This is a genomic window from Conexibacter sp. W3-3-2 (genome assembly GCF_009707605.1).
GTDB lineage: Bacteria > Actinomycetota > Thermoleophilia > Solirubrobacterales > Solirubrobacteraceae > Paraconexibacter > Paraconexibacter algicola.
This window is the reverse complement of the sequence record NZ_WLYW01000001.1, coordinates 1,213,774-1,224,631: the sequence shown is the minus strand read 5'-3', so window position 1 is coordinate 1,224,631 and position 10,858 is coordinate 1,213,774. Positions and strand designations below refer to the sequence as shown.

Genomic DNA, 10,858 nt, shown 5'->3' with positions numbered 1-10,858 from the left:
GCTCAGGGCTGCAGGAGTTCGTTCTGCGCGCTCGGCCGCTCGGCGCCGACCTCGAGCGTCGCGGCGTCGATCGACCCGGCGCCCACGGACACCCGGTAGGAGCCGCTGGGCACGTCGGCCTTCAGCGTCGCGGTGTCCCGCGGGTTGATCGGACCCGTGCGCTGCGTGATGCCCGGTCCGGAGGACGTGTCGCGGGTCTCGAGCGTCACCTGCTGCGAGGTCTCGGTCTGGTTGGTGACGATCAGGTTGATCGGCCCGGCCCCGAACTTCTCGGGCGACACGGCGACGCCCGACGGCGTGATCGCCGCCGTCACGACGATCGGCGCGGGCGGCCGCTCCTCGTTGGCGTAGTCCTCGTCGTCGCCGCAGCCGGCCGCGGTCAGCAGCACGGTCGCCGCGAGCGCGGTCGCCGTCCGGCGCATCCTCTTGGTCACGTGACGATCGCTCTCCATCCCAGGGCCCTCGAGGGCCCACAGCAGGCCCCCGGAGCGCAACCCTAACCGAACACCCGGCGTTCGGGTCAACGGCGATGAACGGCGACGTTCAGATGCTGCCGGTCGCGGGGGCCGCGAGCGCCTCGCGCTCGGCCTGCACCTCGGCGAGCGTGAGCTGCAGGGCGTCCCAGGCGGCGGGCTCGGCCACGGCGTAGGCGGCGCCGTCGAGCAGCCGGACCTCGGCCTGGTACTGCTCCCACGCGTCGCGCACGAGCGCGTCGAGCTCCTCGAGCCGGCGGAGGGCGTCCTGCTGCGAGACGGTCGTCATGCGCGCTGCCTTTCTCTGGGGAGGGCGGGGTGCTCGCTTTCCACGGTAGCCCTCCGCGCGGTCGGACGGGTGCACGTCGTCCTGCGTGCCGTCCGGGCCGACACGTACACGTGTTCGCATCGTGCACCAGTCGCTGCTCACCCAGGAGTTCCTCGTCGTCGACACCGAGACCAACGGCAAGGCCGGTGACGCCTGCGAGCTCACCGAGGTCGGCGCCGTCCTCGTCGGGGGCGGTGAGCTGCACGACCGCTGGGAGACGTTGTGCGCCGTCCACGCGCCGCTGAGCCGCGGCGTGCAGCGCCTCACCGGCATCACGCAGGCGATGGTCGACGCCGCGCCCGCCGCCGAGACGACGCTGCCCGAGCTCGCCGAGCTGCTCGAGGATCGCGTCCTCGTCGCGCACTCCGCGTCGTTCGACGTCCGGGTGCTGCGACAGGCGTTCGACCGCGCGGGACTGGACTGGCCCGACCCGCCGACGCTCTGCACCGTCGCGATGGCGCGACGGCTGCACCCGCTGGCCCGCCAGCGCAAGCTCGCGCTGCTCGCGGGCTCGCTCGGGATCGACGTCGAGGTCTCGCACCGCGCGCTCGCGGACGCCGAGACCTGCGCGCGCGTGTTCTGCGCGCTGTTCCCGAAGCTCTGCGCCAACGCGATCACCGTCGCGGACGCGGTCGCGCTCCTGCGCCCGGCCCGGCCCCGCCGGGCGCGCGCCGGCCGCACCGACGGCGGCGCGACGCTCCAGGGCGTGCGTCGGCGCGCCCCCGCGATGGGGCACCTGCCCGACGCCCCGGGCGTCTACGTGTTCCGCAACGAGGCGGGCCAGCCGCTGTACGTCGGCAAGTCCGTGTCGCTGCGCCGACGGGCCGCCGCGCACTTCGCCCCGTCCTCGACCGACGGGGACTGGTCGGCGCGGGTCGAGTCCGTCGACCACGTCGAGACGCGCTCGGAGCTCGGCGCCCTGCTGGAGGAGCAGCGCCTGATCGGGGAGCTGCTGCCGCCCGGCAACGTCCGCGACAAGCACCGCGACCGCTTCGTATACCTGCGCTGCCGCTTCGACATCGCGTTCCCCGTGCTCGAGGTGGCGCCGGAGCCCGCGCCCGGCCACGCCGTGAACGTCGGGCCGCTCGCCTCGCGCGCGGGAGCGCTCGAGCTCGTCGAGCAGCTGAACTCGCTGTTCGGGCTGCGGCACTGCGGCCGCTCGCTGCCCCGCCGGCCGCACCCGTCCGCGTACGGGCAGATGGGCCGCTGCGCGTCCCCGTGCCTGGGCGACCTCGACCCCAACGCCTACCGCCGCAAGCTCGACGAGGCGCTGGCGCTGTTCACCCGGCGCGACACGGTCGGCGGCGTGCCGGCGTCCACCCACCCGCTGCTGCGCCACGTCGACGAACAGATGCGCCGGGCCGCGGCCGCCGAGCGCTACGAGCGCGCCGCGTGGCTGCGGCGTCGCCGCGCCCGCCTGGAGGAGCTGCTCGCCGCCCTGGGGGAGGACGTCGCCGCCGCGCACGCCCGGCCGCGGCTCGTGCTCGCCTCCCACCGCGGCGTGCGGGGCTGGGACGCGTTCTGGCTCGTCGGCGGACGCGTCGCCGACCACGGGCCGCTCGACGACGTGCAGGACGGGGTCGCCCGCACGGTCCGGGCGCTGCGCGACACCGGTCCGGGGACCGTGCCGCACCTCGCGCCCGCCGACGTCGGCCGCCAGCGGATCGCCGAGACGTGGCTGCGCGGCCGGGTGGTCCCGACGCTCGAGCTCGACCCGGAGCCGGCCCGGCGGCGGATCGCCGCGTTCCTGCGCGCCCACGGCGTGCCCGAGCCGCCCGCCGACGGCGTCGGGGCGCCCGACGCGCGGCGCGGCGCGCCCGCGGCGCCGCTCAGTCCGCGGGGCCGAACGGCAGCTCGGTGACGACCGCGGTCGTGTCGCCGTCGCCGACGCGCACCACGTCCCCGGGCGCCGCCTCGCGGCGCACGAGCGCGAGCGCGATCGGCCCGTGCTGCGGGGAGTCCGCGACGCTGCCCAGGCGGCCGACCTCGCGCTCCCCGGACTCCCCGGCGAGCACGAGCGCGTCACCGGGCGCGGCGGGCCCGGACAGCCGCAGCCCGCGCAGGTGGCGGTTGGGCTTGCCCTTGTAGAAGAGCCGCGCGACGGTCTCCTGGCCGACGTAGCAGCCCTTCGTGAAGCTCACGGCCCGCTCGTTGAGCGCCGCCTCCTGCGGGATCACGGTGTCGTCGAGGTCGACGCCGTAGCGCGGGACGCCCGCCTCGACGCGCAGCACCTCCGCGGAGGCCTCCGTCACCGCCACGGCGCCCGCCTGGAGCAGTGCGGCGCGGACCGCCTCGACGTCCTCGGTCGCGGTCAGCACGTCGACGCCCGCGCGGGTGCGCACGAGCCGTGCGGGGCGCCCGCCGAGCGTCCCGGCCCGGTGCGCGTGCTCCTCGGCGGGCAGGTCCTCGGCGTCCGCGACGGCCGCCGCGCGCGGCCCGACGAGCGACAGCAGCCCGGTCTGCAGCGTCCGCTTGTGCAGCTGCACGTCGTAGCCGATGCTGAACCGGCGCACGAGGTCGAACAGCGCCTGCAGCGCGACGCGCTCGGTGTCCAGCAGGAGCTCCTCGCCGGTCTCGAGCACCCGCACGTCGCCGAGCATCTTGCCCTTGTGGGTGAGGAACGCCGCGTACGTGCCGCCGCCGGGCTCCAGGGCCTCGATCTCGTTCGTGACCTGGCCGTTGAGGAAGCTGCGACGGTCGGCGCCGGTGAGCGCGAGCTTGCCGCGCTCGGAGCGGTCCACGAGCCCGGCGCCGGTGGTGAGCGCCTCGCGGTCGGTGTCCGTGATGACGAGGACGGTCATGGGGTCGGAGGATGGCAGACGGTAGATTCCTGCTCATGCCGCTCGCCGACACCTTCCAGCGGATCGTCGACTCGCTCCCCGACGACTGGACCGATCTCGAGATCGACCTGCGGATCCACGACGAGGAGCGCTACATCGACGCCGCGGTGTACCTGGTGACCTGCAACGCGCAGCCCTACTCGCAGCACGACTGGCACTGGCGCCTGCTCGTCGCCCACCGCTTCGGGCACGCCGCCTCGGCGCCCGCGGTGAGCACCGCGCTCGGCCTGCTCGACGACGCCGGCATCGCCGGCGAGCTCGCGGTCCGCCAGGTCCGCAGCGGCCGCGTCGAGGTCACGCAGATGTGGGGCCGGCCGCAGTCGGTGCGCGACGAGTTCCGTCGCCTGCGCTCCCAGTAGCGCCCGGGCCGGCCGTCAGGGCCGGCCGAACGCCAGCGCCACGTTCACGGGCTCCTCGGTGATGCCGACCTCGGCCTCCCAGCGGGCCCACTCCTCGACGTCGCGCCGGCCGAACACGCCGAAGCCGACCGAGCTGCCGACGAGCGCGGGAGAGACGGCCTCGAGCTCCTCGAGCACGAGGTCCTGGCGCAGCCCCTCCTGGGCCTCGACGAGCGCGGTCGTCCCGGACTCCGGGTCGGCGATCGCCTCGTCGTAGCCGCGCTTGAGCGCGGTGACCACCGCGCGCACGAGCGGCCGGCGCTCCTGGTAGGTCGAGCGGCTGACCGCGAGCACGAGCTCGGGGTAGGAGGGGGCGCCGTAGCGGTCGAGCTTGAACACGCGCGTGTCGGGCTTCTCGCGCTTGAGCGCCACGCCCTCCGCGTTCCAGAACGCGGTCACGCCGTCGACCTTGCCGCCGAGCAGCGCCTGCACGGCGGTGAAGCCGATCGTGGTCGTCTTCACCCGCTCCGGGTCGCCGCCGTCGCCGCGGACGATCGACCGCAGCACGGCCACGTCGCTCGGCAGGCCGGTGACCCCGACGGTCCGGCCCTCGAGGTCGCGCGGGCGGCGGACGTCCGGCCCGGTGATGACGCTCGCCAGCGGCTGCTGGACGACCGGCATCACGGCGACGAGATCGGCGCCCTTCTCGCGGGCGATCGCGAGGTCGTGGATGTCGAGGATCGCGAAGTCGGTGCGGTTGGCGGTCAGGAGCTTCACCGCGTCGGTCGAGTCCGACGGCGGCTGGATCTCCAGGCGCACGCCCTCGGCCTCGTCGAACGCCCGCGACCGGGCCAGGAAGATGCCCGCGTGCACCGCGTTGGGCGTGAAGTCCAGCAGCAGCGTCGCGTCCTCCTCGGGGCGGCCGTCACCGCCGCTGCAGGCGGCCAGGCCGAGCGCGGCGAGGAGGGCGAGGAGCGGCAGCAGGCGACGGAGCACGCCGCCAGGATAGGCGTCGCCGGACCCGCGCCGCGGAGCCGCGCCGGCCGCCGGGCGCGTCCGCGGCCCTCGACGGGACCGGTCCGGCGACGCCATACACTCCGCTGATGCGCCGTCGCGTCACCTTCTCGCGAAACGTCACGCTCTCGCTCTCGCGAACCTGCCAGTGCTTCTGCAAGTACTGCGCCTTCAAGACCCACAAGGCGCACCTCTACTCGCCCGACGAGGTGATCGCGCAGCTCGACGCCGCCGCGCGCCGCAACGTCAAGGAGCTGCTCGTGCTCACCGGCGAGCGGCCCGAGGTCAACGCCGAGGTCGCCGCGCGGCTCGCCGCGTACGGGCACGAGGACTTCACCGGGTACGTCGTGTGGACCTGCGAGCGCGCGCTCGAGCGAGGCCTGCTCCCGCACACGAACCTCGGCGTGCTCACGAAAGAGGACCTGGCGCGGCTGCGCGAGGTCACCGCCTCGCAGGGGCTGATGCTCGAGTCGATCCGCGACGACCTCGTCGCCCACCAGGGCTCGCCGACGAAGGCCCCGCACCGCCGTCTGGAGACGATCCGCTGGGCGGGCGAGCTGCGGATCCCGTTCACCAGCGGCATCCTCGTCGGCATCGGCGAGACCGCGCAGGACCGGTTCGCGGCACTCGACGCGCTGGCCGCGGTCCACGCCGAGCACGGGCACCTGCAGGAGGTCATCCTGCAGAACTTCGTCCCGCACGACGCCTACTACGGCCGCGAGGTCGCGGAGATCGCCGACGCGGCCGCCCGGCGCGCCTGGGCGACGGGCCTGTGGGACGGCGAGGGCGAGCGGCCCGCGAAGGACCTGCCCGCCTGGGCGACCGGCGTGACGATCGAGGAGATGGAGGACCTCGTCACCCACGCGCGGCGGATCATGCCCGACGTCGGCGTGCAGATCCCGCCGAACCTCGCCGACTGGTGGCCGCGGCTGATCGACGCCGGCGCCACCGACCTCGGGGGCCTGTCGGCCAACGGCGACCACATCAGCCCGGAGCATCCCTTCCCGTCCCCGCACCAGGTCCGCAAGGAGCTCGCCCCGCGCGGCTACGCGCTCACCGAGCGGCTGTGCGTGTACGGCTCGTTCATCGACGCCGGGTGGATCGCCCCGGGCGTGATGGACACGATCCGCCAGAAGTACTGGTCGTTCATCCCGCGCCGCGGGTCCGGGCGGACCGACCCGCCGCGCCCGATCCGCCGCGACCTCGTCGCCGGGGCGATCGCCCGCGGCCGCGACGGTGCGTGGCTGAGCGAGGACGAGCTGACCGCGCTCTTCGCGGAGGACCGGCCCGAGGCGGTCGAGGACCTGCGCCAGGCCGCCGACGAGCTGCGCGCCGAGCTCGCGGGGGACGACGTCACCTACGTCGTGAACCGCAACATCAACGTCTCGAACGTCTGCACGGTCGGCTGCGCGTTCTGCGGCTTCGGGCAGTCCCGGCGCTCCCCGGACGCCTACGAGCACTCGCGGGAGGACTTCGCGGCGCGCGTCGCCGACGCGGTCGCGTTCGGCGCCACCGAGCTGTGCATCCAGTCGGGCATCCACCCGGACTGGCAGTTCGAGGACTACCTCGGCTGGCTGCGCTTCGCGAAGCAGCTGGCGCCGCAGCTGCACCTGCACGCGTACTCGCCGATGGAGATCGACCACATGGCGACGGTCAGCGGCCTGCCGCTGTCCGAGGTCTTCGCGCAGCTGCGCGACGCCGGCCTGGGCTCGACGCCCGGGACCGCCGCGGAGGTGCTCCACGACGGCGTGCGCGAGCGGATCAGCCCGAACAAGCTGCCCGCCGCCCGCTGGGTCGAGGTGATCGAGGCCTCGCACGCCGCGGGCCTGCGCTCGACCTCGACCGTGATGTTCGGGCACGTCGAGGAGCCCTGGGAGCTCGCCGAGCACCTGCGCGTCGTCCGCGCGCTGCAGGAGCGCACCGGCGGCATCACCGAGTTCGTGCCGCTGAGCTTCATCCCGTACATGACGATGCTCGGCCGCACGCACGGCGTCGAGGAGCTCTCCGCCGAGGAGAACCTCAAGCACACCGCGGTCTTCCGCCTCGCGCTCGGCCGGTCGATCAGCAACCTGCAGGCCTCGTGGGTCAAGATGGGCCTGGACGCGGCGACCGAATCGCTGCGCTGGGGCGTCAACGACCTGGGAGGAACCCTCATGGAGGAGTCGATCAGCCGCATGGCGGGGAGCCGTCACGGCGTCCGCCTGGACCCGGAGGACCTCGTCGAGGCCGCGCACGCGGCCGGGCGCCCCGCCGCGGAGCGCACGACGCTGTACGCGGTGCGGCGGCGCACGCCCGTCGGCATGACGCTCGACGGCTTCGACCTGGTGACCGCATGAGCACCCCGGGCGGCGAGGCGATCACCGCGGAGGGCCTGGAGGCGCTCAAGGCGGAGCTGCACGAGCTCGAGACGACCGCGCGGGCCGACATCGCCAAGCGGATCTCCTTCGCCCGCGACATGGGCGACCTGAAGGAGAACGCCGAGTACCACATCGCCAAGGAGGACCAGGGGCACCTGGAGACGAAGATCCTGCGCCTGCAGGAGCGGCTGCGCAACGCGGTCGTCGTCGAGGCCTCCGGCACCGACGTCGTGGGCTTCGGCTCGACGGTCACCGTGCGTGACGAGACCTCCGGGAAGGAGGCGACGTACACGATCGTCGGCCCGACCGAGGCGGACGCGTCCGCCGGAAAGCTCTCCGCGGAGTCGCCGGTCGCGATCGCGCTCGTGGGCGCGAAGGCGGGGGACACCGTCGAGGTGCAGACCCCGCGCGGCGGCCGCCCGATGGCGGTCCTGCGCATCGGCTGAGACGCCTCCGCGGAGGCGCGGCCGTCAGCGGAAGAGGTCCTCCGCGAGCGGCCGCAGCAGTGCCGCAGCGCCGGGGCCGTCGTCGGCGGTCACGTGGTGCCCGAGCCCGCGCAGGACGACCGCGGGCGTGCCGGAGGTCTTGTCGCGGACGAGGTCGGCGGCGGCCGCCGCCTGGTCGGCCACCGCGATCCAGGTGGCGCGCAGCTCGCGGCCGTCCGCGTCGCGTCCGCCGCGCCGATCGTCCAGCGGCTGCAGCCCGGCGACCCCGATCGCCACGTCGCACTGCCCGTGACGCCACGCGCGCCCGAACGAGTCCGTCACCACGACGGCCAGCCGCTTGATCCCGGTGTGCGCGCGCAGCGCGGCGCGCAGGCCGCGGGCCGAGCCGTCCGGGTCCAGCGGCAGCAGGACGAGGGTGTCGTCCTCGCCGCTGTTGGAGGCGTCCACGCCCGCGTTCGCGCAGACGAACCCGTGCCGGGTGCGGGTGATCAGCACGCCGTGGTCGGCGCGGACGAGCTCGGCGGACTCGTCGAGGACCACCTGCACCTGCCGCGGGTCCTTGTCGTGCTCGGCGGCGAGCTGCCGCGCCCGCGCCGAGGGCGTCACGTCGGCGAGGCGCACGGTGCGCCCCTCGCACTTGGAGACCGCCTTGTGCGCGATGACGACGACGTCCCCGTCGCGCCAGTCCGCGACCGCGTCGGCGACGAGCGCGGCAAGGTCGTCCCCGGCGCGCAGGCGGGGCGGCAGGCCCGCGACCGGGGTCGCGAGCAGCCCGTTCACCGGCGCGCGAGCCGGTTCAGCATCCCGCGCGTGTGCGCGGCGCCGCCGATCACCCCGGCGAGCGCGTCGCGCAGCGCCTGCAGGTCCTCGAAGGTGTCGACGTCCAGCGCCAGGGACGGGACCTCGCGCAGCGCGGCGGAGGCACCGGCGGCGCGGGCGAGCTCGACGTGCCGGGCGGCCGACCCGGGACCGAAGGACGGCTCCATGACGTCCGGCGGGCTCAGCAGCAGGGCGTTGGTGCCGGTCCCGTGGCGGTCGGGGATGACGAGGACCTCGGGCGCCTCGCCGGCTCCCTCGATCAGCGCGTCGACCTCCTTGGGGTCGAGGGCCGGGCAGTCCCCGGGCACCAGCAGCACCCGGCGCGCCCCGCGCTCGCGGGCGGAGCGCACGCCGACGAGCGCCGCCGAGCTGTGCGAGGTCTCCCCGTCGGAGTCGAGGACCGGCTCGGCGTCGTAGCCGTTGGCTAGCGCCTCGGCGGCGGGCTCGTTCGTCACGACGATCACGCGGTCGACGCGCTGCGCGCGCCGCAGCGCGATGAGGACGTCGGTGACCATCGCCTCGCTGAGCGCCTTGCGGGTCGGCTCGCCGATGTGGTCGGCCAGGCGCTGCTTGGCGTCGCCGAAGCGCTTGACGGGGACGACGGCGATCGTGCTCATCGCAGACCCTCCGTGAAGTCGAGGGTCTGTCGGGCGAGACGCTGCCGTGCGGCGGCGTCGCCCATCATGGTGTCGGTCTGGAGCATCGGCACGCTGGTTCCGTGACCGGCCTCGTCCGTGACGAGACCGTCGAGGACACCACCGTAGTGCGCGGCGATCCCCGACGCGTTCAGGGGGTGCCCGGCCCACGCGAGGAACGGCTCCGTCGGTCCCTTCACCACGGTGCCGCCGACGATCGGGCTGACCGCGACGACCGCGGCGGGGGAGGCGGCGAGCGCCTCGCGCATCCCCGGGACGTCGAGGATCGGCCGGATCGAGATGACCGGGTTGCTCGGCCCGATGACGATCGCGCGGGCGGCGGCGATCGCGTCGAGCACCTCCGGGGGCGGCGTCGCGGCCTCGATGCCGTCGAACGCGACGTCCTCGATCGGCCCGCGTCCCTGCCGGCGGATCATGAACTCCTGGAACGGGGCCCACGTGCCCTCGGTGCGCACGCGTGTGCGCACGGGCGCGTCGCTCATCGGCAGCACGCGCGCGGTCAGCCCCAGGGCGGCGGTCAGCTCGTGCAGCGCCTCGGTCAGGCGGTCGCCCGCGGCGAGCCGCTCGGCCCGGCGCAGCCCGACGGCGAGGTCGCGGTCGCCGAGGTTGAACCAGACCTCGCGGCCGAGCTCGCGCAGCCCGTCCATGACGTGGAAGGTGTCGCCGTCCAGGCCCCAGCCGCGCGCGTCGATGCGGTCCGCCAGCCAGAACGCGCAGAGGTCCGGGTCGGGCGAGACGTACGCGCCGTAGAGCTCGACGTCGTCGGCCGTGTTGGCGACCACCACGAGGTCGTCACCGACCACGTCGAGCATCCCGCGCGCGAGCTTCGCCCCGCCGGTACCGCCGGCGAGGACGACGACGGGACCGGCGCTCACGCCGACGGCAGACCGGTGATCTTGATGCCGGCGTGCGTCTTGTGGCGCACGTTGATCCCGATCAGCAGCGGGGTGAGCGACTCGACGATGCGGCTCATCTCGAGCTTGCCGGCGTCGACGCCGCGCAGGCCGTCGATCTTCCCGATCAGCTCGATCACGCGGGCCTTGTCGTCCTTCTTGTCGCCGCAGACGAGGATGTCCTCGTCGAGCTGCCAGTCGAGGTCGCCGAGGTGGGCGGCGGCGACGGTGTGGAAGGCGCTGACGACGCGTACGCCCTCCGGGACCATCTCCTGCGCCTGCTGGGCGGCGGAGCCCTGCCAGACGCCGAGGATGCGCGTCGCCTTGCCGCTGACGGCCGCGGCCAGCGGCACGGTCGCGTCGACGACGAGCTGCCCGGGCTGCAGCGTCGTCTTCAGGTTCGTGAGCGTCTCGGACTGGTTGCGGAACGGCACCGACAGGATCACGATCGAGCTCCCGGCGGCCGCCTCCGCGTTCCCGAGCCCGGTGAACGAGCCGTCCGGGACGGCCGCGGCCGCGCGCTCGGCGGCCTCCACCGCGCGCGCCGCGTCGCGGGATCCGATGGTGACGGGGATGCCTGCGCGACCGAGCCGGACAGCGAGTCCGTAGCCCAGTGCACCGGAACCACCGATGATGGAGATGGGGTCGGCCATGGGCGCCGGAGTATAGATTTCGTCGTCCATGCGACTCGACG

Annotated in this window: 12 protein-coding genes; 4 read left to right on the top strand and 8 right to left on the bottom strand. The window is 74.6% G+C overall.

What is annotated here, in order from left to right:
- Positions 1-2 precede the first annotated feature (2 nt).
- Positions 3-434, bottom strand: a complete 432-nt coding sequence (locus GKE82_RS06115; protein ID WP_154732703.1) for a hypothetical protein — start codon at positions 432-434, stop codon at positions 3-5.
- A gap of 109 nt (positions 435-543) precedes the next feature.
- Positions 544-762, bottom strand: coding sequence for a hypothetical protein (locus GKE82_RS06110; protein WP_107570660.1), 219 nt, complete (start codon positions 760-762; stop codon positions 544-546).
- Positions 763-883: 121 nt separating this feature from the next.
- Here GKE82_RS06110 and GKE82_RS06105 point away from each other — a divergent pair, with 121 nt between their 5' ends.
- Positions 884-2,662 (top strand): exonuclease domain-containing protein, encoded by a 1,779-nt coding sequence (locus GKE82_RS06105; protein ID WP_154732702.1) that lies wholly within the window; start codon positions 884-886, stop codon positions 2,660-2,662.
- On the opposite strand, the gene GKE82_RS06100 is transcribed toward GKE82_RS06105, so the two are convergent.
- A complete protein-coding gene (locus GKE82_RS06100; protein WP_154732701.1) occupies positions 2,631-3,602 on the bottom strand; it encodes a folate-binding protein YgfZ in 972 nt (323 codons plus the stop codon). The genes GKE82_RS06105 and GKE82_RS06100 overlap by 32 nt on opposite strands.
- A gap of 35 nt (positions 3,603-3,637) precedes the next feature.
- Here GKE82_RS06100 and GKE82_RS06095 point away from each other — a divergent pair, with 35 nt between their 5' ends.
- Positions 3,638-4,000, top strand: coding sequence for a hypothetical protein (locus tag GKE82_RS06095; protein WP_107570657.1), 363 nt, complete (start codon positions 3,638-3,640; stop codon positions 3,998-4,000).
- A gap of 15 nt (positions 4,001-4,015) precedes the next feature.
- Here GKE82_RS06095 and GKE82_RS06090 read toward each other — a convergent pair whose 3' ends face one another.
- On the bottom strand, positions 4,016-4,975 hold the full coding sequence (locus GKE82_RS06090; RefSeq protein WP_158276932.1) for an ABC transporter substrate-binding protein: 960 nt from the start codon (positions 4,973-4,975) through the stop codon (positions 4,016-4,018).
- Between the two features lie 107 nt (positions 4,976-5,082).
- Here GKE82_RS06090 and cofH point away from each other — a divergent pair, with 107 nt between their 5' ends.
- Positions 5,083-7,329: a 5-amino-6-(D-ribitylamino)uracil--L-tyrosine 4-hydroxyphenyl transferase CofH gene (gene cofH, locus GKE82_RS06085; RefSeq protein WP_154732699.1), complete on the top strand. Its 2,247-nt coding sequence runs from the start codon at positions 5,083-5,085 to the stop codon at positions 7,327-7,329.
- A complete protein-coding gene (gene greA, locus GKE82_RS06080) occupies positions 7,326-7,796 on the top strand; it encodes a transcription elongation factor GreA (protein WP_107570654.1) in 471 nt (156 codons plus the stop codon). Before cofH ends, greA begins: the two co-directional genes overlap by 4 nt.
- Before the next feature lie 24 nt (positions 7,797-7,820).
- Here the strand turns inward: greA and cofE are convergent, their stop codons facing one another.
- Genes cofE through npdG form a run of 4 tightly spaced genes read right to left on the bottom strand, consistent with a single transcriptional unit; the run spans position 7,821 to position 10,817 of the window.
- On the bottom strand, positions 7,821-8,576 hold the full coding sequence (cofE, locus tag GKE82_RS06075; protein ID WP_309233452.1) for a coenzyme F420-0:L-glutamate ligase: 756 nt from the start codon (positions 8,574-8,576) through the stop codon (positions 7,821-7,823).
- Positions 8,573-9,232 carry a 2-phospho-L-lactate guanylyltransferase gene (gene cofC / locus GKE82_RS06070; RefSeq protein WP_107570653.1) on the bottom strand — a complete coding sequence of 220 codons (660 nt, stop codon included), beginning with the start codon at positions 9,230-9,232 and terminating at the stop codon, positions 8,573-8,575. Before cofC ends, cofE begins: the two co-directional genes overlap by 4 nt.
- Complete coding sequence (cofD, locus tag GKE82_RS06065; RefSeq protein ID WP_309233451.1) at positions 9,229-10,146, bottom strand: 2-phospho-L-lactate transferase; 918 nt, start codon at positions 10,144-10,146, stop codon at positions 9,229-9,231. The genes cofC and cofD overlap by 4 nt, the downstream gene beginning before the upstream one ends.
- Complete coding sequence (npdG, locus tag GKE82_RS06060; protein ID WP_230316104.1) at positions 10,143-10,817, bottom strand: NADPH-dependent F420 reductase; 675 nt, start codon at positions 10,815-10,817, stop codon at positions 10,143-10,145. Before npdG ends, cofD begins: the two co-directional genes overlap by 4 nt.
- Between the last annotated feature and the right edge of the window lie 41 nt (positions 10,818-10,858).

Excerpts from the sequence above, each read along its gene's own strand:
- cofH (WP_154732699.1), top strand. The coding sequence starts at position 5,083 with ATGCGCCGTCGCGTCACCTTCTCGCGAAACGTCACGCTCTCGCTCTCG.
- cofC (WP_107570653.1), bottom strand. The coding sequence starts at position 9,232 with ATGAGCACGATCGCCGTCGTCCCCGTCAAGCGCTTCGGCGACGCCAAG.
- GKE82_RS06095 (WP_107570657.1), top strand. The coding sequence starts at position 3,638 with ATGCCGCTCGCCGACACCTTCCAGCGGATCGTCGACTCGCTCCCCGAC.
- npdG (WP_230316104.1), bottom strand. The coding sequence starts at position 10,817 with ATGGCCGACCCCATCTCCATCATCGGTGGTTCCGGTGCACTGGGCTAC.
- GKE82_RS06100 (WP_154732701.1), bottom strand. The coding sequence starts at position 3,602 with ATGACCGTCCTCGTCATCACGGACACCGACCGCGAGGCGCTCACCACC.
- greA (WP_107570654.1), top strand. The coding sequence starts at position 7,326 with ATGAGCACCCCGGGCGGCGAGGCGATCACCGCGGAGGGCCTGGAGGCG.
- GKE82_RS06110 (WP_107570660.1), bottom strand. The coding sequence starts at position 762 with ATGACGACCGTCTCGCAGCAGGACGCCCTCCGCCGGCTCGAGGAGCTC.